The 24,691-nt window shown below is 59.4% G+C and carries 20 protein-coding genes; 10 read left to right on the forward strand and 10 right to left on the reverse strand.

Annotated features, from left to right (window positions below; all coding sequences use genetic code 11):
* Nucleotides 1–2,052, reverse strand: coding sequence for a methionine--tRNA ligase (metG, locus tag ABTV29_RS05430; protein WP_433769164.1), 2,052 nt, complete (start codon nucleotides 2,050–2,052; stop codon nucleotides 1–3).
* 184 nt (nucleotides 2,053–2,236) lie between these two features.
* Here metG and apbC point away from each other — a divergent pair, with 184 nt between their 5' ends.
* Nucleotides 2,237–3,331, forward strand: coding sequence for an iron-sulfur cluster carrier protein ApbC (gene apbC / locus ABTV29_RS05435; protein WP_433769165.1), 1,095 nt, complete (start codon nucleotides 2,237–2,239; stop codon nucleotides 3,329–3,331).
* Between the two features lie 130 nt (nucleotides 3,332–3,461).
* Here the strand turns inward: apbC and ABTV29_RS05440 are convergent, their stop codons facing one another.
* The gene (locus tag ABTV29_RS05440) at nucleotides 3,462–4,220 is read right to left on the reverse strand and encodes an SDR family oxidoreductase (RefSeq protein WP_433769166.1); all 759 of its coding nucleotides are present in this window, start codon (nucleotides 4,218–4,220) and stop codon (nucleotides 3,462–3,464) included.
* 162 nt (nucleotides 4,221–4,382) lie between these two features.
* On the opposite strand from ABTV29_RS05440, the gene ABTV29_RS05445 reads away from it, so the two are divergent.
* From ABTV29_RS05445 to groL, 4 genes are all read left to right on the forward strand, one after another.
* The gene (locus ABTV29_RS05445) at nucleotides 4,383–5,114 is read left to right on the forward strand and encodes a HugZ family protein (RefSeq protein ID WP_433769167.1); all 732 of its coding nucleotides are present in this window, start codon (nucleotides 4,383–4,385) and stop codon (nucleotides 5,112–5,114) included.
* Between the two features lie 66 nt (nucleotides 5,115–5,180).
* Nucleotides 5,181–5,657, forward strand: coding sequence for an FxsA family protein (locus ABTV29_RS05450; RefSeq protein ID WP_433769168.1), 477 nt, complete (start codon nucleotides 5,181–5,183; stop codon nucleotides 5,655–5,657).
* A gap of 248 nt (nucleotides 5,658–5,905) precedes the next feature.
* The gene (locus ABTV29_RS05455; RefSeq protein WP_110964697.1) at nucleotides 5,906–6,199 is read left to right on the forward strand and encodes a co-chaperone GroES; all 294 of its coding nucleotides are present in this window, start codon (nucleotides 5,906–5,908) and stop codon (nucleotides 6,197–6,199) included.
* Nucleotides 6,200–6,248: 49 nt separating this feature from the next.
* On the forward strand, nucleotides 6,249–7,895 hold the full coding sequence (gene groL / locus ABTV29_RS05460) for a chaperonin GroEL (protein WP_110964696.1): 1,647 nt from the start codon (nucleotides 6,249–6,251) through the stop codon (nucleotides 7,893–7,895).
* Between the two features lie 184 nt (nucleotides 7,896–8,079).
* On the opposite strand, the gene ABTV29_RS05465 is transcribed toward groL, so the two are convergent.
* Entirely contained in the window at nucleotides 8,080–8,823 is a 744-nt protein-coding gene (locus tag ABTV29_RS05465; protein WP_433769169.1) for a phosphatase PAP2 family protein, read from the reverse strand.
* A 57-nt stretch (nucleotides 8,824–8,880) separates the two neighbouring features.
* The gene (locus tag ABTV29_RS05470; RefSeq protein WP_433769170.1) at nucleotides 8,881–10,827 is read right to left on the reverse strand and encodes an LTA synthase family protein; all 1,947 of its coding nucleotides are present in this window, start codon (nucleotides 10,825–10,827) and stop codon (nucleotides 8,881–8,883) included.
* 202 nt (nucleotides 10,828–11,029) lie between these two features.
* Here ABTV29_RS05470 and colR point away from each other — a divergent pair, with 202 nt between their 5' ends.
* The 5 genes from colR (at nucleotide 11,030) to ABTV29_RS05495 (ending at nucleotide 14,751) form a co-directional block, all read left to right on the forward strand.
* Entirely contained in the window at nucleotides 11,030–11,713 is a 684-nt protein-coding gene (gene colR, locus ABTV29_RS05475) for a two-component system response regulator ColR (protein ID WP_110964693.1), read from the forward strand.
* Entirely contained in the window at nucleotides 11,703–12,986 is a 1,284-nt protein-coding gene (locus tag ABTV29_RS05480) for a sensor histidine kinase (protein ID WP_433769171.1), read from the forward strand. Before colR ends, ABTV29_RS05480 begins: the two co-directional genes overlap by 11 nt.
* A gap of 157 nt (nucleotides 12,987–13,143) precedes the next feature.
* Nucleotides 13,144–13,812, forward strand: a complete 669-nt coding sequence (locus tag ABTV29_RS05485) for a class I SAM-dependent methyltransferase (protein WP_433771753.1) — start codon at nucleotides 13,144–13,146, stop codon at nucleotides 13,810–13,812.
* 4 nt (nucleotides 13,813–13,816) lie between these two features.
* Entirely contained in the window at nucleotides 13,817–14,530 is a 714-nt protein-coding gene (locus tag ABTV29_RS05490) for a lipopolysaccharide kinase InaA family protein (protein WP_433769172.1), read from the forward strand.
* A gap of 2 nt (nucleotides 14,531–14,532) precedes the next feature.
* The gene (locus ABTV29_RS05495; protein WP_433769173.1) at nucleotides 14,533–14,751 is read left to right on the forward strand and encodes a hypothetical protein; all 219 of its coding nucleotides are present in this window, start codon (nucleotides 14,533–14,535) and stop codon (nucleotides 14,749–14,751) included.
* Between the two features lie 61 nt (nucleotides 14,752–14,812).
* On the opposite strand, the gene ABTV29_RS05500 is transcribed toward ABTV29_RS05495, so the two are convergent.
* The 6 genes from ABTV29_RS05500 to ABTV29_RS05525 form a co-directional block, all read right to left on the reverse strand.
* On the reverse strand, nucleotides 14,813–17,839 hold the full coding sequence (locus ABTV29_RS05500) for a multidrug efflux RND transporter permease subunit (RefSeq protein WP_433769174.1): 3,027 nt from the start codon (nucleotides 17,837–17,839) through the stop codon (nucleotides 14,813–14,815).
* Nucleotides 17,840–17,852: 13 nt separating this feature from the next.
* The gene (locus ABTV29_RS05505) at nucleotides 17,853–19,001 is read right to left on the reverse strand and encodes an efflux RND transporter periplasmic adaptor subunit (protein WP_433769175.1); all 1,149 of its coding nucleotides are present in this window, start codon (nucleotides 18,999–19,001) and stop codon (nucleotides 17,853–17,855) included.
* 269 nt (nucleotides 19,002–19,270) lie between these two features.
* Entirely contained in the window at nucleotides 19,271–20,371 is a 1,101-nt protein-coding gene (locus ABTV29_RS05510; protein WP_433769176.1) for a DUF1513 domain-containing protein, read from the reverse strand.
* A gap of 14 nt (nucleotides 20,372–20,385) precedes the next feature.
* A complete protein-coding gene (locus ABTV29_RS05515; RefSeq protein ID WP_433769177.1) occupies nucleotides 20,386–21,450 on the reverse strand; it encodes an imelysin family protein in 1,065 nt (354 codons plus the stop codon).
* 27 nt (nucleotides 21,451–21,477) lie between these two features.
* On the reverse strand, nucleotides 21,478–22,905 hold the full coding sequence (locus tag ABTV29_RS05520) for a di-heme oxidoredictase family protein (RefSeq protein ID WP_433769178.1): 1,428 nt from the start codon (nucleotides 22,903–22,905) through the stop codon (nucleotides 21,478–21,480).
* A 278-nt stretch (nucleotides 22,906–23,183) separates the two neighbouring features.
* Entirely contained in the window at nucleotides 23,184–24,539 is a 1,356-nt protein-coding gene (locus tag ABTV29_RS05525) for an imelysin family protein (protein WP_433769179.1), read from the reverse strand.
* Nucleotides 24,540–24,691 lie beyond the last annotated feature (152 nt).

Raw genomic sequence — 24,691 nt, forward strand, 5'->3', positions numbered from 1 at the left:
TTACTTGATCCGCTGACCAGGCTTGGCGCCGCTATCAGGGCTCAGCAAGTAGATCTCTTCACCGCCAGGACCGGCTGCCATCACCATGCCTTCGGAGATGCCGAACTTCATTTTCCGTGGCTTGAGGTTGGCGATCATCATGGTCAGGCGACCATCGAGTTTGGACGGGTCCGGATAAGCGCTCTTGATGCCGGAAAACACATTGCGCTGCTCGTCACCGATGTCCAGGGTCAGGCGCAACAGCTTGTCGGCGCCTTCCACGTGTTCGGCCTTGACGATCAGGGCGACGCGCAGGTCGACTGCGGCAAAGGTGTCGAACTCGATTTCCGGGGACAGCGGATCCTTGGCCAGTTCGCCATTGCCGGCAGGTGCAGCTGAACCGGTGTCGGTCTGGCTGGCGGTCAGGTCTTCTTTCGAAGCGTCGGTCATGGCCTGTACTTTGACCGGGTCGATTCGGGTCATCAGAGGCTTGAACTCGTTCAACTGGTGGTTGGCGAGCCAGGAAGCGTGATCGTTCCAGGTCAATGGCGCGACGTTCAGGAACGCCTCGGCATCGGCGGCCAGCAGCGGCAGCACGGGCTTGAGGAAGATCACCAACTGGCGGAACAGGTTGACGCCGGTGGCACAGATGGCCTGGACTTCATCCTGCTTGCCTTCCTGTTTGTTCAACGACCACGGTGCCTTGTCGGCGATCCAGGCGTTGGCGCGGTCGGCCAGGGCCATGATCTCGCGCATGGCGCGGGCGAAATCGCGGGCTTCATAGGCGTCGGCGATGCCAGGGGCGGCGGCCAGGAACGCTTCGGTCAGCTCCGGCGCGGCGTTGGTGTCGACCATCACGCCGGCATTGCCTTTGTGGATGAAGCCGGCGCAACGGCTGGCGATGTTGACGACTTTGCCGACCAGGTCGGAGTTGACCTTCTGCACGAAGTCTTCGAGGTTCAGGTCCAGGTCGTCGACGCCACGGCTCAGCTTGGAGGCGTAGTAGTAGCGCAGGTATTCCGGCGACAGGTGATCCAGGTAGGTCCGGGCCTTGATGAAGGTGCCACGGGACTTGGACATTTTCTGACCGTTGACGGTCAGGTAGCCGTGCACGTTGATACCGGTAGGCTTGCGGTAGCCCGCGCCTTCGAGCATGGCTGGCCAGAACAGGGCGTGGAAGTTGACGATGTCCTTGCCGATGAAGTGGTACAGCTCGGCGGTGGAGTCCTTGCCCCAGAACGCGTCGAAGTCCAGCTCCGGCGTGCGGTTGCACAGGTTCTTGAAGCTCGCCATGTAACCGATCGGCGCATCCAGCCACACGTAGAAATATTTGCCTGGCTCGTTTGGAATTTCGAAGCCGAAGTACGGCGCATCACGGGAGATGTCCCATTGTTGCAGGCCGGCATCCAGCCATTCGGCGATTTTGTTGGCCACGGCATCTTGCAGAGTGCCGCTACGGGTCCAGGTTTGCAGCATTTCCTGGAAGTCCGGCAACTTGAAGAAGAAGTGCTGGGAATCCTTGAGCACCGGCGTCGCGCCGGAGATGGCCGACTTCGGATCTTTCAGGTCGGTTGGCGCGTAGGTTGCGCCGCATTTCTCGCAGTTGTCGCCGTACTGATCCTCTGTGCCACATTTCGGGCAGGTGCCCTTGATGAAGCGGTCGGCCAGGAACATTTTCTTTTCCGGGTCGAAATACTGGGTGATCGAACGCGTGGCGATGTGCCCGGCGTCGCGCAGCTTCAGGTAGATATGGCTCGACAGCTCACGGTTTTCTTCGGCGTGAGTGGAGTGGAAGTTGTCGAAGTCCACCAGGAAATCGGCAAAGTCGCCGCTGTGTTCAGCCTGGACGTTGGCGATCAGTTGTTCCGGGGTGATGCCTTCCTTCTCCGCGCGCAGCATGATCGCCGAACCGTGGGCGTCGTCGGCGCAGACATAAATGCATTGGTTGCCGCGGTGCTTCTGGAAGCGCACCCACATATCGGTCTGGATGTATTCCAGCATATGGCCAAGGTGAATCGAACCATTGGCATAGGGCAGGGCGCTGGTGACGAGAATCTTGCGTGGCTCGGACATGGGGCTCGGCTACTTGATGAAACGGAGGTCGGCCACTATAAAGCGCCGGCGTTTATTTTTCACCCTTGGGGCCATTTCCTCCGATGATTCAATCAGTGATGGCGATATTTTCGCCATCCCGCCGAGCGATCAGAACAGGTACGATACCCCCCTCGATTTTCCAGTCCCGTTATCGGAGTTGCCCATGAGCGCCGTCAATCGCGCAGCGGTGGAAGCCGTTCTTCGCCAGTACACCGACCCTTACCTGAACCAGGACCCGGTTAGCGCCGGATGCGTGCGTAGCATCGATGTTCAGGGCGACCGCGTCAGCGTTCAGCTCGAGCTGGGCTACGCCGCCGGTCTGTTCAAAAGTGGTTGGGCGCAAATGCTGCAAATGGCCATCGAAGGTCTGGATGGCGTAGCGGCAGCCCGTGTCGATATCACCAGCGTCATTGCCGCGCACAAGGCTCAGGCGCAGGTTCCGGGCCTGGCCAACGTCAAAAACGTGGTGGCGGTGGCCTCCGGCAAGGGCGGCGTAGGCAAGTCCACAACGGCTGCCAACCTGGCATTGGCCCTGGCCCGCGAAGGCGCCAAAGTCGGCATCCTCGATGCCGATATATACGGCCCGAGCCAAGGCATCATGTTCGGCATCGCCGAAGGCACCCGCCCACAGATCAAGGATCAGAAGTGGTTCGTGCCGATCCAGTCCCACGGCGTTGAAGTGATGTCCATGGCGTTCCTCACCGATGACAACACGCCGATGGTCTGGCGCGGGCCCATGGTGTCCGGCGCCTTGCTGCAACTGGTGACCCAGACCGCATGGGGCGACCTGGATTACCTGGTCATCGACATGCCGCCAGGCACCGGTGACATCCAGTTGACCCTGGCGCAGAAAGTCCCGGTGGCCGGCGCGGTCATCGTCACCACGCCTCAGGACCTGGCCCTGCTCGACGCGCGCAAGGGCGTGGAGATGTTCCGCAAGGTCAACATCCCGGTGCTGGGCGTGGTGGAAAACATGGCGGTGCACATCTGCTCCAATTGCGGGCACGCGGAGCATCTGTTCGGTGAGGGCGGCGGCGTGAAGCTGGCCAGCCAGTACGGCGTCGAGCTGCTGGCGTCGCTGCCGCTTTCGATGGTCATCCGTGAACAGGCCGATGGCGGCAAGCCGACGGTCATCGCCGAGCCGGACAGCCAGATCGCCATGGTTTACCAGGAATTGGCTCGCCACGTGGGCGCGCGGATTGTGTTGCAGGAAGCGGCAACGCCGGCAATGCCGAACATCACAATCAGCGACGATTGATCCGCTGAAGAAACACGATCAAATGTGGGGGCGGGCTTGCTCGCGAATGCGGGGCGTCATTCAACAGATAAGTTGACTGATCCAGCGCTTTCGCGAGCAAGCCCGCTCCCACATTGCTTATGCGGTGCTTTTAGATCCGCAACCCGCCATCCATTTCCAGAATCCGACCGGTGTAGTAGTCGTTCTCGAAAATGTAGGCCGCCGAATGGGCGATCTCTTCTGGCTTGCCCATGCGCTTGAGCGGAATACCGGACGTCATTTTCTCCAGTGCTTCAGGCTTCATCCCCAAGGTCATCTCGGTTTCGATGAAGCCCGGCGCAATGCCGGCCACACGAATGCCGTAGCGTGCCAGTTCCTTGGCCCAGGTCACGGTCGCGGCGGCGACACCGGCCTTGGCGGCGGAGTAGTTGGTCTGGCCGACGTTGCCAGCACGGGAGATCGACGAGATATTGATGATCGTGCCGCTATTGTTCAGCTCGACCATTTTCGCCGCGACTTCACGGGTGCACAGGAACACACCGGTCAGATTGACGTCGATGACTGCCTGCCACTGGGCCAGGCTCATTTTAGTCATCTCGCCATCCTTGACCTTGAGCAGCAGCCCGTCGCGCAGGATCCCGGCGTTGTTGATAAGGCCATGGATCGCACCAAAGTCGTCAGCGACCTGAGCGACCATGTGAGTCACTTGCTCTTCATTGGCCACGTTGCACAAGTAGGCGCGGGCTTCGACACCTTTGGCCTGACAGGCGGCCACGGCCTCGTCGAGCTTTTCCTGGTTGAGATCGACCAAGGCCAGCTTCGCGCCCCGGGCGGCGAAATACTCGGCCATGGATCGGCCTAAACCCTGGCAACCGCCAGTGATAATGATTACTTTGTCAGTGAGTTGCATTCGCATGCCCCGGTGTCAGGTCTGAGTGGTTTCCTTTAGAGAGCCTCTCGATCTGCGCCTGACGTGGCCTGGCTGCACATGAGAACTGCCCCGATGGCGTACTGAAACTTTCATCAGTCGCCCGTCCGTTTTTCTGACGGATTCTATATAAGGAGTCATAAATTGAGCGTTGAAGTTGCCAAGCATGCACGAGAATTGCTGCTCAAGGAATACCGCGGAGTCCTGTCGACGCTCTCCAAGGCCATGCCCGGATTCCCGTTCGGTTCCGTGGTTCCGTACTGTCTGGACGCGCTGGGGCGGCCGTTGATCCTGATCAGCCGGATTGCCCAGCACACCCACAACCTGCAAAAGGATCCGAAGTGTTCTTTGCTGGTGGGCGAGCGCGAAGCTGAGGACGTGCAGGCCGTGGGGCGCCTGACTTATCTGGCCGAGGCCCGACTGATCGAGGACGAGGCTGCCATCGAAGCCGCTGCCGAGCGCTACTATCGTTACTTCCCCGACTCGCGCAATTATCACAAGGCCCACGATTTCGATTTCTGGGTGCTGGAACCGGTGCGTCACCGATACATCGGCGGCTTTGGCGCCATCCACTGGGTCAACGACCTGACCCTGGCCAACCCGTTCGCGGGCAAGGCTGAAGTGAGCATGGTCGAACACATGAACGCCGATCATGCCAAGGCCATTGCGCACTACGTCGACTTGGCTGGACTGCCGAAAACAGCACCGGCACAGATGGTCGGGATTGATTGCGAAGGCATGCACCTGCGCATCGGCCAGGGGGTCTATTGGTTGCCGTTCCAAGCCCCATGTAATACCCCGACACAAGTGCGCGAAGCCTTGGTTTTCCTGGCTCACGCCGAGCATTGGCCGAAAAATGAAGTGGCCGATGCTTGAATTCACGAAACGGCGACGTCATCTAAGTTGAACTGGCAAGGCATTCTTGCGTTGAGGAACTATTTGATGCGCCCTTTTTTGTTGCTCTTTCTGCTGTTTCCGGTGCTGGAGCTGTTCGTATTCGTCAAGGTGGCAGGGTCTATCGGGTTTTTCCCGGCCCTGCTGCTGATCATTCTTGGCTCGATGTTCGGTGTTTTCGTGTTGCGGGTAGCCGGTCTGGCCACCGCGTTGCGTGCTCGTGAAAGCCTGAATCGGGGCGAGCTGCCTGCGCAGACCATGCTCGAAGGCCTGATGTTGGCACTGGCTGGCGGTTTGTTGATTCTTCCGGGTTTCATCAGCGACGTGATCGGCCTGATCATGCTGTTGCCGATGAGCCGTCGCCTGCTGGCCAATAAAATGCGCCAGCGTGCCGAGGAACAGTCGATGCGCCAGCGTGCGTTCGCCGACGACCTTCAACCCCGTGGCGGTCCCTCGCCGCGTGAGCCGCTGGGCCGCGAGCCCAACGTGATCGAAGGCGAATTCGAACACCGCGACAGCAAGTAACCGCTCGTATCGACACGGCACCTTCGGGTGCCGTGTTCGTTTGCGGGGAATCGACCTGAAAATTTTTCGACCCCCGCCCTTGTAATAAGCTTATGCGCCCTTATGTAACGGTCACCGCAAGGTTTCTGGCAATTACGCCAGACAGACTTCCGCGTCTCGCTTGTCGAGCCGCACCCGGCACCGCCGGACTTTGTTAACCCGCCGGGACTACACCGGCCGATGAAAACCACAATTAGGAGAGATCGACAATGAAGCTTCGTCCTCTGCATGACCGCGTCGTCATCCGTCGCAGCGAAGAAGAAAAGAAAACCGCTGGCGGTATCGTCCTGCCAGGTTCGGCTGCCGAAAAAGCCAACAGCGGCGAAATCCTCGCTGTAGGTACCGGCCGTGTGCTGGAAAACGGTGAAGTGCGTGCACTGTCCGTAAAAGTGGGCGACAAGGTCGTGTTCGGTCCTTACTCCGGCAGCAACACTGTGAAAGTCGACGGCGAAGACCTGCTGGTAATGGCTGAGAACGAGATTCTCGCTGTTATCGAAGGCTGATTTCCCGCTCATTTTCCCGCTACTACAAAGTATTTAAGGAATATCGATCATGGCTGCTAAAGAAGTTAAATTCGGCGATTCCGCTCGCAAGAAAATGCTCGTTGGTGTCAACGTTCTGGCTGACGCGGTAAAAGCGACCCTGGGCCCGAAAGGCCGTAACGTGATCCTCGAGAAGAGCTTCGGCGCTCCGACCATCACCAAGGACGGCGTTTCCGTAGCCAAGGAAATCGAACTGGAAGACCGTTTCGAAAACATGGGCGCGCAGCTGGTCAAAGACGTTGCCTCCAAGGCCAACGATGACGCAGGCGACGGCACCACCACCGCTACCGTTCTGGCTCAATCGATCGTCAACGAAGGCCTGAAAGCCGTCGCTGCCGGCATGAACCCGATGGACCTGAAGCGCGGTATCGACAAAGCGACCATCGCGATCGTCAAGGAACTCAAAGCCCTGTCCAAGCCATGCGCCGACACCAAGGCCATCGCTCAGGTAGGTACCATCTCCGCCAACTCCGACAACTCCATCGGCGACATCATTGCCGAAGCCATGGAAAAAGTCGGTAAAGAAGGCGTGATCACCGTTGAAGAAGGCTCGGGCCTGGAAAACGAACTGTCGGTCGTTGAAGGCATGCAGTTCGACCGTGGCTACCTGTCCCCGTACTTCGTCAACAAGCCGGACACCATGGTTGCCGAGCTCGACGGCCCGCTGATCCTGCTGGTCGACAAGAAGATCTCGAACATCCGCGAAATGCTGCCAGTACTGGAAGCCGTTGCCAAAGCCGGCCGTCCACTGCTGATCGTGGCCGAAGACGTTGAAGGCGAAGCCCTGGCGACTCTGGTTGTGAACAACATGCGCGGTATCGTTAAAGTCGCAGCCGTCAAGGCTCCAGGCTTTGGTGACCGTCGCAAGGCCATGCTGCAGGACATCGCCGTTCTGACCGGCGGTACCGTCATCTCCGAAGAGATCGGCCTGAGCCTGGAAAGCACCACCCTGGAGCACCTGGGTAACGCCAAGCGCGTCACCCTGACCAAGGAAAACACCATCATCGTTGACGGTGCTGGCGTACAGGGCGACATCGAAGCGCGTATCGCTCAGATCCGTGCCCAGGTTGCCGAAACTTCCTCGGACTACGACCGTGAAAAACTGCAAGAGCGTCTGGCCAAACTGTCTGGCGGCGTTGCAGTGATCAAGGTTGGCGCTGGCTCCGAAGTTGAAATGAAAGAGAAGAAAGCCCGCGTTGAAGACGCCCTGCACGCTACCCGTGCAGCCGTTGAAGAAGGCGTGGTACCTGGCGGTGGCGTAGCCCTGATCCGTGCTCTGGAAGCACTGACCGAACTGAAAGGCGACAACGCTGATCAGAACGTGGGTATCGCAGTTCTGCGTCGCGCTGTAGAAGCTCCACTGCGCCAGATCGTTTCCAACTCCGGCGACGAGCCAAGCGTAGTCGTCGACAAGGTCAAGAACGGCAAAGGCAGCTTCGGCTTCAACGCTGCGACTGGCGAATACGGCGACATGATCGAAATGGGTATCCTGGACCCAACCAAGGTAACCCGTTCGGCTCTGCAAGCCGCAGCCTCGATCGGCGGTCTGATCCTGACCACCGAAGCTGCTGTTGCTGAAGCACCGAAGAAAGACGCTCCAGCTGGCGGCGGCATGCCAGACATGGGCGGTATGGGCGGCATGGGCGGCATGATGTAAGCCAGCCTTACCCCGATACTAAAAACCCCGCCTGCGAAAGCAGGCGGGGTTTTTTATTGCCAGTCAGAAAAGTGTGTTGGATCAAGGGGCCATTTTGTGGGTAAGCCCCGCTCCTGAAGCCGGTCGCAGTACTTGCGTACGCCGTGGACTTGCAGGAGCGAGGCTTGCCCGCGAAGAGGCCAGATCAGGCGCTGACCGGTTCTGCCTTGGTTGCAAGTTCATCCTTGCCCATCGGTCGATACAGGATCCAGTAATACGACCCCAGGCAAATCAGCCAGCAGAACACCGCCGTCCACACGTTGTGCGAGAAAAAGTGCGCGCCCTGCATCATCCGGCCGATGGAAAACACCGAGCCCAATGCGAAAGCGAAGGCGAGCGCCGCGCGGGCCAACCGCGGGCGACGGTCGCGCAACACGAAGAACAGCGCAAACAGCGTGAATCCGGTCGCCGCATGTCCGCCGGGCCAGCAGCGTCCGGGTTTGTCGGTATGTGGGCGAGGGCTCAGCAATTCACTGTAGGTTTCGTGGCCGCCGAACTGTTCCAGGCTCCACGGACATTGCACGGCTGTCACTGCTTTCATGGGCGTGACAAATGACGTTGCCAGACCAAGCGACAACACCAGGCAGCCCAGTTCCCGTTTGAACGGCTTGAGCTTCTCGATGAAAAACGAACCGATGAAGCCCAGGATCGCGAACACCGAGAAAGCGATGACCACCTGCTTGGCCCGGTCATGCAGGATGGTTTCGAGGAAGTAACTGTGGCGCCCGATGAAATCCCCTGCCGCGGGGTCGTAGAACAATCTGGCCAGGTCCATGTCCAGTGAAGTCAGTTCGAGCAGGACAAGAGTGATGGCGGTGACAAGGGGAACGCCCAGACACACCCATAGGTTCAGTGGTCGAGAGGCAGGGCGGGCAACGGTTGATGACATGGTGAATCCTGGACAATGGAAAAAGCCCCAGGGCATCAGCCCGGGGCGATCCGGTTATCATTTGCTGACTTGGGCGGTGCCCTCCTTGGGCACCCTCCAGCCAAGTAGCTGTTGCTTGAAGCCATAACTGGCGGTTTGGTAATAGGTGATCGCGCGGGTGATCAATGGGTCGCTGGCGCTGGATTGGGACTCGCGACTCTCGGTCAAGGCTGCATCGTGACGACGCAATCCCTGGCGCGGACTCAGAATCGCAAGGTCTTTGCCGTCGAACAACCCCAAATGCTGATAATTGCCAACCACCACGCGAGGTGGCAGCGGATTGTCCTGCAACAGATTACGCCCAAAGAATGTCGACTGATAATCCAGATTCAGCAGACCCAGCAAGGTGGGGGCCAGGTCGATCTGGCTGGCCAGCTGTGCAGTCTCGCGGGCCTCGATCAACTTCGGTGCATAAATAAACAATGGGATCTGGTAGTTGCTGATTGGCAAGTCTTCCTTGCCGGCGCTGCCTGCCGTGTGGTCGGCGACGAAGACGAAAATAGTATTGTCGAACCAGGGTTTCTGACGCGCCTGATCGAGAAACTGACCAATGGCATAGTCGGTGTATTTCACCGCACCGTCGCGCCCGTTGCCGGATTTGATGTCGATCCGATTCTCCGGGTAGGTATAAGGACGATGGTTGGAGGTCGTCATCAATTGCAGCAGAAATGGCTGTTGCCGGGCGTAGTCGGCGTCGGCCAGCTTGAGTGTCTGCTTATAGAGGTCCTCATCGGCCATGCCCCAGGCATTCTTGAAATGAATCTCTGACTCATCGACGCTGCTCTGGTCAACAACGCGATAACCGTTGCCACTGAAGAAAGCATTCATGTTGTCGAAATAACCGCGCCCGCCATAGACAAACACACTGTCGTAACCCACGGCGTTGAGTTGCTGGCCGAGGCTGGCGAAGCCGCTTTCACGACCCACACGCTTGACGATCGAACGCCCTGGCGTAGGAGGAATGGCCAAGGTGATGGCTTCCAGGCCGCGGTCGGTACGGGTGCCGGTGGCGTAGAAGTTGTTGAAGTACAGGCTCTGCTTGCGCAGCGCATCCAGGTTTGGCGTCAGGTTGCGTTCATCACCGTTGCTACCCATGTATTTGGCGCTGAAGCTTTCAATGGTGACCAGCACAATGTTGGGTTTGCGCAGCGTGCCCGGGTTATCGATGTCGCGACGAATGTCCTGTGGGTCCTCGCCAACGAAGTGGGCGTTGGGTTCTTTGAGCTCGTCGCGAATTTGCTGTGCAACGACCGCCGAAGGCAGCGTGCTGTAGAACTGCGGGTAATCCAGTTCGTTATTACGGAACGCAGCGAAGAATTGGTACGGGCCATTGCTTGCCAGCTCGTTCTGGTAAGCGTTGCCGCCCTGGGCGCGCGGGGAGTCCTGGCTAAGCAGTTGCAGGCTCAGGCCGGCAACCAGCAAAAGACCCAGCGCATTGAGCAAGCGACCACGCAAGGGCGGCAACGGGGCATCCAGTGCGGCATTGAAGGGTTTGCGCAACACGAAACTCAAGGCCACGGCCAACACCGCGAGGATACTCAGCAGCGTGCCGATCGGGTACGACTCGAGCAGGTTGTTCAGCACTTCGTCGGAATACACCAGGTAGTCGACGGCGATAAAGTTGAAACGTACACCGAACTCATCCCAGAACAGCCACTCGGCTACGGAGGTGAACAGCATTGCAAACAGGCTGATGGTGAGCAGTGCCTGAAGAAACCAGCGGTGTCCACGACGGCGCCAAAGGGCTGGCGGGCACAGCAACAGATAAAGCCCCATGGGTAACGCTGCATAGGCAAGGAAGCCAAGGTCGTAGAGCAGGCCAATACCGAATACCGACACAAATCCGCTGCCGGCCTCATCGAGATGGGTGAGGAGCAGAACGGTTCGGGTCAGAAGAAAAATGATCAGCCAGGAGCCGGTAACCAATAGCAAAAAGCGCATTGGCGCCGTCTTCAAAAAGTCCATTATCTACGTTCCTTATATCAATGGCGCGACAGCTTCAACCAACCACTGTAGACAAGGTGTGAATCGATAGTGAAAAACTTGTCAATCCAGCCAATTGGTTGAGCGAGTTGATTCCTCAGTGGCCTTCCCCTAGCCGGGAGCCATACTTGGCCTTAAGCTGCGCGGGCCAAGACGGCCGTTACTGTGTACGGAGAAGTTGCCCATGCGAATTTTATTGGTTGAAGACAACCGCGATATCCTGGCCAATCTGGCTGATTACCTGGGGCTCAAAGGCTACACCGTGGATTGCGCGCAGGACGGTTTGTCGGGTCTGCATCTGGCAGCCACCGAGCACTATGACTTGATCGTGCTCGACATCATGCTGCCCGGTATCGACGGCTATACCCTTTGCAAGCGCCTGCGCGAAGATGCCCGTCGTGACACACCGGTAATCATGCTCACCGCCCGTGATCAACTGGACGATCGGTTGCAAGGCTTCAAGTCAGGCGCCGACGATTATCTGATCAAGCCTTTCGCCCTGTCGGAGCTGGCGGCGCGTGTCGAAGCGGTCATGCGCCGCACCCAGGGTGGTGGCCGTCGGACCCTGCAAGTCGCAGATCTGAACTATGACCTCGACACCCTGGAAGTTACCCGTGAAGGCCGCTTGCTCAAGCTCAACCCGGTGGGCCTGAAGTTGCTGGCGGTGCTGATGCAGAAAAGTCCCCACGTATTGCGCCGGGAAATTCTTGAAGAGGCTTTGTGGGGCGATGACTGCCCGGACAGCGATAGTCTGCGCAGCCACGTCCACCAGCTGCGCCAGGTGATCGATAAGCCGTTTGCCAAACCCTTGCTGCATACCGTGCACGGTGTGGGTTATCGATTGGCCGAGGGGCGCGATGGAGTTTAAGCAGAGCCTCGCTCAGCGGATCATCATTGCCTTTGCACTGATGAGTGCGCTGGTGGCCGGCGCCTTCGCCATGGGCATCGTGGCGACCGTGCATCTGGTGGAAGAAAAACTGATCTCGGCGGGCCTGGGCGGCGATTTGCAGCGTCTGTTGCTGATGGATAACGTCTCGGACTGGAGCCATCGCCCCGAGCCGGACCAGTTGTTCTATTTCAGCGGCGGACCGGGCGATTTCGAGCTGCCCAAGGATTTGCGGCACCTGGATTCAGGGTTTCACGAGGTGTTCCGCGAGCAGCTGTCCTACCACGCGATGGTCGAAATCGTCGACGGACGGCGTTATGTGCTGCTGCAGGATCAGAGTGACTTCGAAGAGCGTGAGCGGGTGCTGTTCGCCGTGGTGCTCGTGGGTTTTGTGCTGAGCCTGGCATTGGCGGTCTTCCTCGGCTGGGTTCTGGCGCGCAAGGTCATGGCGCCGGTTGTGCGGTTGGCCCGTCAGGTGCGCCACCGCGACCAGTTGCTGGGTCTGGCACCGCCGTTGGCCCCGGATTACGCGGCTGATGAGGTCGGTGAACTGGCTGTGGCCTTCGATGCGACCCTTGGACGCCTGCGGCAGGCATTGACCCGGGAGCGGTTGTTTACCAGTGACGTCAGCCACGAACTGCGTACCCCATTGATGGTGCTCGCCAGTTCATGCGAACTGCTGTTGGAAAATCCCCGAATCGATCAGCGCGGTCGTTCACAGGTGGAGCGAATTGCCCGCGCCAGTGAAGAAATGCGCGAACTGGTGCAAACCTTCCTGATGCTCGCCCGTGCACAACGCGAAGATGCCAGCATGTCGCCGCAGCAATCGGTGAGCCAGGTGGCCGATGGCCTGCTCAATCTGTGGCGCGAGCCGATCGAGACCAAAGGGCTGCGGCTGATCTTTGAACCGGGCAGCGCACAAGACGCGCGTTACAACGCGACGTTACTGCACGCGGTCATGGGCAATCTGCTGCGCAATGCGCTGCATTACACCGAGCAAGGGTTCATACGCCTGACCTTGACCCGCAACGGCTTCACGGTGGAGGACAGTGGCGTTGGCATCCCCGAGGAAAAACGCGAAGCGATGTTTGAGCCTTTTGTGCGGGGAACGGAAAAGCGCGGGGAAGGATTAGGGTTGGGGCTGTCATTGGTGCAACGCATCTGTGAAAACCAGGGTTGGACGGTTAGCCTGACCACCATGGAACCCAACGGTTGTCGTTTTCAGGTGGATTTGTATAACTCGGATACAAAATGATCGGTTGAGAACCAGCTATGCTGACAGCTGGCACGCCTTGTAAAACTTCGAAATAGTTCGGGGCTTTTCATGACGAAATTTTCACAATTGGATGACCTGACGGTGACATTCCGCTACCTAAGGTGGTTGCCATTCAAAAGTACAGGAGACCTTGATGATGGCCGGCCCGATCAAACTAGACTTTTCCGAGAAATATGACGACGAACATGCGCAGCGATACCTGCGTAAGCATAAGGATGGCCTGGGCCGTCGGCTTTCGCACTGGCGTGACGTTCAGTTGGCTCGAAAGGCTCTGGCATCGGTCGGTGAACCAGGACTTGTACTTGATTTGCCCTGCGGCGCCGGGCGTTTCTGGCCAATGCTGGCGGAAAAACCCAACCGCGTGATCATCGGTGCCGACAACTCCGAGTCCATGATCAAGATCGCCACACAGGCACAACCGGCCGATGTGGTGAAACGGGTACAACCCTTGCACACTTCTGCATTCGACATCGCGTTACCTGATAACGCCGTCGACAGCATATTCTGTATGCGTTTGCTTCATCACATTGGTGAGGCAGAGCACCGGTTGGCTATTTTGCGCGAATTCGAGCGTGTTTCCCGTGACAGCGTGATCCTTTCGCTGTGGGTGGACGGCAATTTCAAAGCCTGGAAACGCAAGCGCGCAGAGAAAACCCGTGGGCAGGTAGGTTACCAAAATCGATTTGTGTTACCGGCTGCTACGGTAGAAAAGGAATTTGAGCAGGCAGGGTTCCGAATTCAGGAACGACTGGACTTTATTCCGCTCTATGCCATGTGGCGAGTTTACGTATTACGCAAGAGGTAACAGGATGGCAGTGCAGTATGCAGAGGGATCGGATATGGGTTCCCAGGACCGTTTCGACTATTTCTGGAATCAGCGCGGTGACTGGGTAGAAGAGCCCAATGTCCGCCGTGGTGGAGAAAGTGGTGTTCAGCGGGTCATGGGCAGTGATGGTCAACTGCTTTATGTGAAGCGCCAGACCGGGCATATCCATCGTACGCTACTGCACCCGTTTGGCCGGCCAACGGTGCTGCGCGAGCGTGATGCCCTCACTGGCGTCAGCAAGCTCGGTGTTCGCGTCCCGCAGATCGTTTACTGCGGCGCACAGCGCGATCCGGTGCACAAATGGCGCGCACTGCTGGTCACCAAGTCACTGGACGGTTTCGATGAAATCGAAAACTGGTACGCCAGTGGTGGCCGGGAGCGTCACGGTGAAGCTGTGCATGATCGCGTGTTGAAGGATCTGGCCGACAATCTGGCGCGTATGCACAAGGGTCGTTGGCAGCACAGTTGCCTGTATATCAAGCACGTATTTTTGCGTGTGACCGGCGAAGCTGAGGCGGCCAATGTCGAGGTGGCCCTGATCGATCTGGAGAAATGTCGGCAGCGTCTGACCCCAGGGCAAGCGGCGGCCCATGATATGAAGCAGCTGCGTCGCCACTCGTCGTTCAACCCGGCGGATTGGGGGAAACTCGTCTACTTTTACAAGACGGCGTTTGGCAGCGCTATCAAAGGTTTATAGCGATGAAACTCGAAGTTGCGCGAGGTTTGTTTCTAGTAGGAGCCTTGGCAGTTGCTTCACTGGCGGTGGCTGCATGGGAGCAGCCACGCACTCAGGTTTTCAGTTCAGGCAATGGTGAAAGTTGTCCATTGCCACGGGTTACCAAAGCATCAGTGGCTACTCAGCCTGATCACGATTTATTGCTGTTCGTGTTTGGAATGTCTCAAGGGTTGAGGCCATAGCGTTGAAACGATTGAAGCCAAAATAAAAGGCCTCGCTGATGCGAGGCCTTTTTTATGGTCTTCAGTGTTTGTCGGGTTTGGCCAGTAGCGTGTAAACGCACGGCAGTACAAACAGCGTAAACAACGTGCCGATCGACATCCCAGTCGCGATCACGGTGCCGATATCGAATCGGCTGACCGCGCCGGCGCCCGTGGCGATGATCAAGGGCACCATGCCGAATACCATCGCGGCGGTTGTCATCAGGACCGGGCGCAGGCGGATGGAGGCGGCTTCTTCCACGGCTTCTCGCGGTGTCAGGCCCTTCTCCTTGCGCAACTGGTTGGCGAACTCGACGATCAGGATCCCGTGTTTACTGATCAGGCCGATCAGCGTCACCAGCCCGACCTGGGTGTAAATGTTCATGCTCGACCAGCCGAGGAACAGCGGAAGCAATGCACCGCAGATCGACAATGGCACAGTCACCAGGATCACCAGCGGATCGCGGAAGCTTTCGAACTGTGCAGCCAGCACCAGGAAGATGATTGCCAGCGCCAGGGCAAAGGTTACCCACAAGGCACTGCCTTCCTGCACGTATTGTCGCGACGCGCCGGCGTAGTCGACGGCGAAGCCCACCGGAGCTTCTTCCCGGGCGATCTGGCGTACGGTGTCGATGGCTTCGCCCATGCTGACCAGCGGCACACCGGAGAGAATCGCCGAGTTGAGTTGCTGGAACTGGTTCAATTGCCGTGGCCGGGCCCGGTCGGTCACGGTAATCAGGGTCGACAGGGCCAGCAGTTCACCCTTGCTGTTCCTGACGTAGTAATTGTTCAGCCAGTCCGGGTTGTCACGGAACGGTCGCTCGACCTGCGCGATGACTTTGTAACTTCGTCCCTCGATGGTGAAACGGTTGATTTCCGCCTCACCCAGCAAGGTCGCCAGCGTGCCGCCGAGGTCTTGCATCGACACGCCCATCTGCGCGGCCTTGGCGCGATCGATGTCCACCACCACTTCAGGCTTGTCGAAGGCCAGGTCGACGTCGACAAACGCGAACTTGCCGGATTCCATCGCGCGCTTTTTCACCCGGTCGACCACTTGCAGCAGCAGCTCGTAATCGTTGGCGGTGTTGATGACGAACTGGAACGGCAGACCCTCGCCAGTACCCGGCAAGGAGGGCAGGTTGAAGCCGAAGATCTGCAGGCCCGCGATGCCCTCGAGCTTGGCCTGAACGTCGGGCAGGATTTGCATCTGGGTCCGGTGCCGCTCGTTCCAGGGCTTGAGCAGGAAGCCGCCGATACCCGATTGCACGCCATTGAAACCGTTGATCTGGAACGAGGAGTAGTACTCGGGGAAGGCCTTGAAGATCGAGACGAACTCGTCGGTATAGGTGTTCAGGTAGTCGAGGTTGGTCGGTTGCGGGGCGCTGGCCATCATGAAAATGATGCCCTGGTCCTCATCCGGCGCCAGTTCCGACTTGGTGAACTTGAGCAGTACCGGAATCAGGCACAGCACGATCACGGCAAACACCAGCACCACCGGCCGGGTATTGAGCGTGCCGTGCAGCAGGCTTTGGTAACGGCGTTTGAGGCTTTCGAAAATCAGATCGAGACGGTGCGCCAGACCCGTCGGGTTTTCGTCGTGGCGCAGCAGGAAGGCGCACATCATCGGTGACAGCGTCAGGGCGACGATGCCGGAGATCACCACCGCTCCGGCCAGGGTCAGGGCGAATTCCTTGAACAGCGCCCCAGTCAGCCCGGTCAGGAAGCCGATCGGCGCATACACCGCCGCCAGGGTGATGGTCATCGACACCACCGGCATGGCGATTTCCCGCGCACCTTCGAGGGCGGCCTCCAATGGCGTCTTGCCTTCCTCGATGTGTCGATGGATGTTTTCCACCACCACAATGGCGTCGTCCACCACCAGGCCGATGGCCAACACCATCGCCAGCAAGGTCAGCAAGTTGATCGAGTAGCCCATCATCTGCATGAAGAACATCACGCCGATCATCGACAGTGGGATGGTCACTACCGGGATTACTACCGAGCGCAAGGCCCCGAGGAACAGGAAGACGACCACAATGACGATCAGCACCGCTTCGAACAGGGTTTTCACGACTTCATCGATCGATGCCTGGATGAACAGCGTGGCGTCGTAGGCGATTTCCGCCTTGAGGTTGGGCGGAAGCTGGGCTTCAAGGTCCGGTATGATCTTGCGCACTTCCTTGATCACGTCCAGCGGGTTGGCGCCGGGGGTAGCCTTGATGCCGATGTACACCGAGGGCGTGCCGCCGAAGGAACTGATGGTGTCGTAGTTTTCCGCGCCCATCTCGACCCGCGCGACGTCACGCAACAGCACCCGGCTGTCGCCATCGACCTTCAGTGGGATGGCGGCAAAGGCCTCTGCGGACTTGAGTTCGGTGCTGGCGTTGATACTGGTGACCACGTACTCGCCTTTGACCTCGCCGGCGGCGGAGAGGAAGTTGTACTGGCGCACCGCATTGGTCACGTCGCTGGCCGTCAGGCCGAAACCGGCGAGTTTCACCGGGTCCAGCCACAGGCGCATGGCAAATACCTGGTTGCCGAGAATCTCGGCTTCGGCCATCCCGGGCAGGGTCGCCAGCTTCGGCTGGATGACCCGCGACAGGTAGTCGGTGATCTGCGGGTTGCTCAATTCCTTGCTGAAAAAGCTGATGTACATCAGCGCCGAGGCATCGGCGGCTTCCTTGCTCAGGACCGGGTCTTCGGCGTCCTGAGGCAACTGGTTCTTGACCTCGTTGGCCTTGGCCAGCAGCTCGGTGAACAGGCGGTCACTGTTGGAGCCGATACGCGCGTAGATCGAAATCACCGAGAAGTTCTGGCGACTGACCGAAGTCATGTAGTCGATGCCCTCGGCACTGGCCAGGCTCTGTTGCATCGGCTGGGTAATGTAGCCCTGGATGGTTTCGGCGTTGGCCCCGGGGTACGCGGTGGTGACCGTGATCAGGGCGTTTTCCATTTGCGGATACTGGCGCAGCGGCAGCTTGCTCCAGGCCTGGAAGCCCAGCAGCACAATCAGCAGGCTCACCACGGTCGCGAGTACCGGGCGGCGGATGAACGGATCGGTAAAAGCCATGTGGATTCCTTGATCAGTCAGCGCGTGGCTGGCTGTTCTTCTCGGCCAGGGTCTTGTCATCGCTGATGGCGATGTGTGCGCCGTTATCCAGTTTGATCTGGCCGGCCGTGACGACGGTTTCGCCGTTCTGCACGCCTTTGGTAATCATGACCATCCCGTCGCGCCGTTCGCCGGTTTCGACGAAACGTCGTTCGGCGACCAGGATCGGCTGGCCCTTGTCGTCTTTCTCCACGCTGCCGTCTTCGGCTTTCTTCTGTGCGGCGACATACACCGAGTTGCCATAGAGCGTGTAGGTGATCGCGCTTTCCGGCACGACGATGCGCTGTTGCGGGTTGGGCAACATGACCTGGAGGCTGGCGAACATCCCCGGCAGCAATTTGCCGTCCGGGTTGGCCAGCGTCGCGCGCACCTGCATGTTGCGCGTGCTGTTTTCGAGTTTCGGGTTGATCGCGCTGATGGTGCCGGGGAAAGACTGGGATGGATAAGCCGAGACAATGATTTCAACCGGCTGGCCGAGAGCGATTTTCGGTACCGACTGCTCCGGCACATAAAAGTCGACGTAGAGGCTGCTGAGGTCTTGCAGGGTGGCGATCATGGTGCCGCTGGCCAGGTAGTCGCCGACGTCCACCTGACGAATGCCGATGGTCCCGCTGAACGGTGCGACGATGCTCTTTTTGCCAAGTGCCGCCTTCAGCTGGTTGACCGTGGCCTTGCTCTTTTTCAGCACTGCCGAGAGTCGGTCGAATTCACCTTTGGAAATGGCCTGGCTGCCGACCAATTGGCTGCCACGGCCAAAATCGAGCTGGGCCAGCCCAAGATCTGCCTGGGCGGTTTCGAGCAAGGCAGTTTCCACGGCGCTGTCGAGTCGCAGCAGGGGTTGGCCGGCCTTGACCTTCTGCCCTGATTCGAACTGCAAATCGATGACCGTGCCGTCGGTCTCCAGGCTCAGGTCTACGCCCTGCAATGCCTTGAGCGTGCCGACAGTCGGCAGACGGGCCTGCCATGGCTTTTCGGTAGCCGTGGCCACGGCGACGCTGATGGGCGGTTTGGGCGCGGAGAAACCCTGAATCATCGTGTAGATGGAGAAGGCTTTGTACCCGGCCAGTACCAGCACGATCAGCAGAACAACACCCAACATGATCAGCATGCGGCGACGCAGCATATTTCCAGTTCCTTGGAGAAAATCAGGTGAGACAGTCGGGCACATTACCGCGACTGGGAAGGGGAATCCAACTGCCAGTTTTTACAGGTAGCAAGGTATTGGAACGTGAAAACCCTGAAAAGATCGCAGTCTGCGGCAGCCCCTGATTCAGGACGCAAAACCTGTAGGAGCGAGCATGCTCGCGATGGACTCAAGCGCGCCGCGTTAATTCAGGAAGCACGCGTTATTGTTCACGTCCATCGCGAGCAAGCTCGCTCCTACAGGGGGGACTACGCCATCAAATGCAGATGGTTGTCCCAGAGACCCGCAGGTAGCTCCAGCGGTTTTGCAACAAGGTTTGTCTGGCGGCAATCGTAGTAGCGGCAGCGGCCCTGGCCCGAGGTCACGACGAATCCGTCGGCCACTGCGCCCACACCGGCGCAATCGGGAAGGGGCGCATCCAGGCGCACTTCGCCGCTGTCCAGGTCCCAGATGAAAAAGCGGTTGCCCCGCGGCGCGGTCAACGCGACCAGGCGCAAGTCACTGTGCACTGCGACGCTCGCGGTGTAGTGCCCCATGGCCTGCAACTGGTGCTCGGGCACCGGGAACGCCACGAACGGCTGGCCGGGGCGCTTGATTGCCAGCAGCTCCGAGCGCTCATGGGATGCCCCCATGAATTGCTGGCCGGCGACGATGGTGCCGTCGCTGGCGATACCCAGATGACGCACGCTGTTCATCTGCTGGGCGAGGGTTTCCTTGCTCAGCAGGGTACCGTCGCGCTGCATCAGCACCAGGCTCGGTTCCATGGCGTCGAGGTTCATGTCGACGCGGCTTTCAGCCTCGGTGCGAATGCCGCCGTTGGCCACCACCAGGGTTTCGCCGTCGGGCATCCACGACACCTGGTGTGGGCCCAGGCCATGGGTGGAAATCTCACCGCTGTGCACCAGGCGCTCACCTTCGAACTTGTACACGCCGAGCAAACCGCGACCCGGATCCGTGGTGTCATTCTCAGTGGCATACAGCCAGTCGCCACTGTGGTGAATCACCGCATGACCGTAGAAGTGCCGGTTCGGCTGCGACGTCACCGTTTGCAGCAGCGTGCCATCGCGCAAGTCGATCAGGTAGCTCTCGGTGCCCGGACGCCGAGCAACGAACAGGGCGATAGGCAAATTCGGGTGGTTGATGATGTCGTGGCAGCGCTGGCCGACCTGGGTGGCAAACACCCGGGTGCCGTCCAGTCGATAACCGACGGCGTAGTGCTTGCCGTCGGTATCGTCCCGCGCCGACAGCAGCAACGGGCTCTGATCCTTGCGCTTGAACAGCGTCCAGCCGCCCAGTGTCACTGCTCCCAGCAGCAAACTACCTAAAGTCAGAGCCTGGCGTCGCAGCATGTCACTCTCCCTCATCAGTCACCGTCGTTGGCATTGAAGCCCAGTTGAATGCCCAGCGCCTTGGCCAGATCGCTTTCGTGCAGGCGGTGGACGACGTTGAGGCTGTCATAGAGATCGTTGAGTTGCTGGCGACCGGCATCGTCATTGAGCATTTCGGTCAGCGAACGCTGGTTGCTGGCGAACAGTTTCAAGGACGCTGCATAGGCGGCGTCGATCTTGTCGGCCAAGGGTTTCTGGTCGCTTGGCAGCAAACCGCGCAGCCCTTTGTTGTCGACGCCTTCCCACACTGTTCTGGCGGCGGCAAGGCTTGCTTCCATTCCGGTCAGGGACGACTGGCTGCGCCATGCGTCGGCCTGGAACGGCTGTGGCACACCCTTGGTCTGACGGCCCATCGGCGTGCCGAGTTTTTTCTTCAGGGTGTCGAGGGCGGTGACCTGCACGCGAAGCAGATCGGCGATCGCTTCGTGGGAGTCGGCATAGCGCTGGTTGGGGAATTTGCTCAACTGCGCGAGCATGCCGTCGGTGTTGTTCCAGGTTTGCAGAATCTCTTCGGCCAGCTGCTTCTGACGCTCGCCAATGGCGATCAGCAGTGGGCAGTACTTGGCTTTCTGCTCGGCGTTGGCCACATCAGGCTTGCTGTCGAACAGAATGTATTCGTAGGCCGACAGGCCCTGAACCACAACACTGGACTTGGCCAGCGCGGCGGCGTCGATCTGTGGTTGCGCGGTCACCAGTTGCTCGACCTGACGGCCGACGAGGTTTTTCTTGTCCGGCCAGAACTGAATCTGCCAGGCACGGTTGCCTTCGGCCAGCGGCCCGATCAGCAGCGGTTGCAGCTCGGCCCAGGCTTTTTGTGCGTGCAGGAAGTCGGCCCGGGCGGTTTCCAGGGTTTCCTTGCCTTCGCAGTAGGCGAGGGCGCTGACGGCCAATTGACGGTCGGCTTCAACCCAACGGGTGTAGGTCGGCAGAATCACGGACTTGGCGATGGCCGCCGAAGTGACAGCCTGCGGGTCCTGTGGCGAACAGGCGCCCAGGGCAAGCGCGGCAAGGCTGGTGAACAACAGTTTGGGACGGAACATCTCGGGCTCCCGCGGGTGGAATGGGTATTAAAGGGAATTCAAAAACGCCAGCAGGGCAGCGCGCTGCTCGGCATTGAAAGACAAAACCTGTTGCTGTGCCGCTTGCGCCTCGCCGCCATGCCAGAGCACGGCTTCGAGCAGGTTGCGGGCACGGCCGTCATGCAAAAACTGGGTGTGGCCGCTGACCGCTTCGGTCAAGCCGATGCCCCACAACGGCGGGGTGCGCCAGTCGCGGCCGCCGGCCTGGAATTCGCTGCGGTTGTCGGCCAGACCGTCGCCCATGTCATGCAGCAGCAGATCGCTGTAAGGGCGAATCACTTGATTGGCCAGTTCAGGTTCGGCGGCGTTGGCGGCGGTGGTGTATTTGGGGGTGTGACAGGACTGGCAACCAGCCTGATAAAACAGGTTCTTGCCGGCCAGCACTTCAGGCGTGCCGACATCACGGCGCGCCGGTACGGCGAGGTTGCGGGTGTAGAACAACACAAGGCGCAGAATGTTATCGCTGACTTCCGGCTCGCCATTGGGGCCGTTGCCACTCGGTGCCTGTTTACAGGCGGTTTGTGCATCCGTGCAGTCATCAAAGGGTCTCAGGCTGGTCGTGAGGCCCATATCACCAGAAAACGCGTGAACATTCTGTTGATTGAGGTTCGGTTGCCCGGCCTTCCAGCCAAATCGCCCGAGGACGGTCTTCTGTTGGGCGTCGTCCCAGACCCGGTTCGGGCGTCCGGCGATGCCGTTTTTTTCTTTCGCCTGCGCCTCTGCGTTCGCCAGGATGGCCTCTTCAGGGATGGCTTCCAGCAAGCCCAAGCCGATCATCGGTGGTGCAACCCGTGCCGAGAAGCGGGTGTCGGGATGCATCGGGCCATAGCCCAATTGGGTGATGCTCAAGGTCGGCTTGCGCAGTTCGACTTCGGTACCGTCCTTGAAGCGGACCGGCACCGTCGTGTAGTCGACCCGCACTTTGCCTTCCGGGGCGACGCCGGGCACGGCCATGTCCTGGAACTGCCCGCCGTAAACCGGCTCCGGCACGACACCCTGCTTTTCAATGATGCTGGCATAGGCCGGGGCGTCCGGAATCGACAGGCGCACCAGCATCGACACGGCATTGGCCGCATCGGGCGCAGGGGGGTGACCGCGGCCATCCTTGATATGGCAGCCCTGGCAGGCATTGGTGTTGAACAACGGACCAAGGCCGTCGCGGGCGGTGGTGGTCGATGGAGCGATCACCCAGGGGCTGCGAAAGAAACTGTTGCCGACACTGAAGTCCACGCGCCGCGACGGCGGCAGGTTCGCTGATGGTAACGAGAAGGCGTTCTGATCGGTCTTGCGCACGGTCGCACTGCCCCCGGAGCGGGCTTCACCGGGTTCTGCCTTGGTAAAACGCGGGGCGTCATCGCAGGCACTCAGGCCCAGGGCCAGAAACAGTGCGGACAAGCGAAGCAGCAGCGGGGGCATCAGACATCCTGCAAGACGAGTAAAACGAGGGCGCAAAGTCTAACAGGGCAGTGGAGTTTGAATAAGAGGAATTATCGTTTACTTGATGTGGAGCACGATTGACGAGCACACCACAAACACCTGTGGGAGCGGGCTTGCTCGCGAAAGCGGTGTGTCAGTCTCCAAAAATGTTGAATGTGGCGCCGCCTTCGCGAGCGAGCCCGCTCCCACAGTGATTTGTGAATGACAGGTACAAAAAAGGCGACCCGAAGGTCGCCTTTCTGTTCAGCCAGCGTTGATCAGAACTCGTGATCAGCGTTGTCCGGGTTCAGGTCGGCGATGCCCAGTTTGCCAGCGGCGGCTTCGATCGAGCCGGTCTGCTTGACCAGGGACGCGATGGCGTCACGCACGATCTGGTTGCCAGCGGTGTTGCCGGCGGCGATCAGCTGGTCGTAGTGCTCACCCTTGTTGGCGTGATCAACCATGAGCTGGATCTTGGCTTCGGTCGCGGCCAGGTCTGCTTTCAGCGCGGTGTCGGCCGCCGGGTCGGCCTTGGCCACCAGCGACGACAGGCTGGCGCCGGTCATCTTGGTGCCGTCGACGCGGGTGTACTCGCCCAGGTACACGTTGCGGATGCCCTTGGCATCGTAGAAGTGCGAGTTGTGGGTGTTGTCGCTGAAGCAATCCTGTTCGTCTTCCGGGGAGTTGGCTTCCAGGGAAACCTTCATGCGCTCGCCCGCCAGTTCGCCCAGGGACAAGCTGCCCATGCCGAACAGCATTTTACGCAGGCCGCTTTCAGCCGGTTCCGCTTCCAGGGTGGCGCGGTAGTTGTCGGCCACGTTCGGCTTCCAGTTACCAACCATTTCTTCCAGATCGCTGACCAGCAATTGGGTCACGGATTTCAGGTAGGCGCGACGACGGTCGTTGTGGCCGCCGGTGGCGCCGGCGCCTTCCAGGTAGTCCGAAGCCGGACGGTTGCCGGCGCCAGGGCCGGTGCCGTTCAGATCCTGGCCCCACAGCAGGAATTCGATGGCGTGGTAGCCGGTGGCGACGTTGGCCTCGGAACCGCCCAGCTCGTTCAGGCTGGCGAGTTTTTCCGGGGTGATGTCCTTCACGTCGACCTTGTCTTCGCCGATCTGGATTTCGGTATTGGCGATGATGTTGGCGGCGGCGCCCGGGTTACCCAGTGCGTGCTCGTAGGATTTGTCGACGTAGTCGATCAGGCCTTCGTCCAGTGGCCAGGAGTTCACCTGACCTTCCCAGTCGTCGATGATGGTGTTGCCGAAGCGGAATACTTCGCTCTGCAGGTAAGGAACACGGGCCGCGATCCAGGCTTCCTTGGCCGCTTTCAGGGTGTCGGCGTTCGGCTTGGCGAGGAAGGCATCAACGGCTTTTTGCAGGTTTTTCGCGGTGGATTCGGCATCACTGTAAACGGCGAAAACCATGTCGGCGTAATGAGCGACAACGGCTTTGGCAGCGGCTTCATCGACTTTGCCGGCAGCGGCAGGCGCGGCGGCTGGAGCAGCCGGGGCAGCAGCGGTGCTGGCAGCGGGGGCAGGTGCGGCAGCTTTTTCTTTGTCTTTGCCTTCACCGCAACCGGCGAGGGAAATTGCGATGGCCAACAGACTGGCGGTAGCCAGAGGCATACGAATCATGGCGAACATCCTGCTTCGAGAGGGGGGGTATGGCGCGTTCGTCGCGCAAAACCGCGACATAATGCAAATCTTTCGCATTATGTGTAAAGAGTTGTTCTTGGAAATATTTCTTATTCACAGAGCAATTGCTTTGACCCTGTGGGAGCGAGCTT

This window comes from Pseudomonas putida (assembly GCF_050989985.1).
GTDB lineage: Bacteria > Pseudomonadota > Gammaproteobacteria > Pseudomonadales > Pseudomonadaceae > Aquipseudomonas > Aquipseudomonas putida_AI.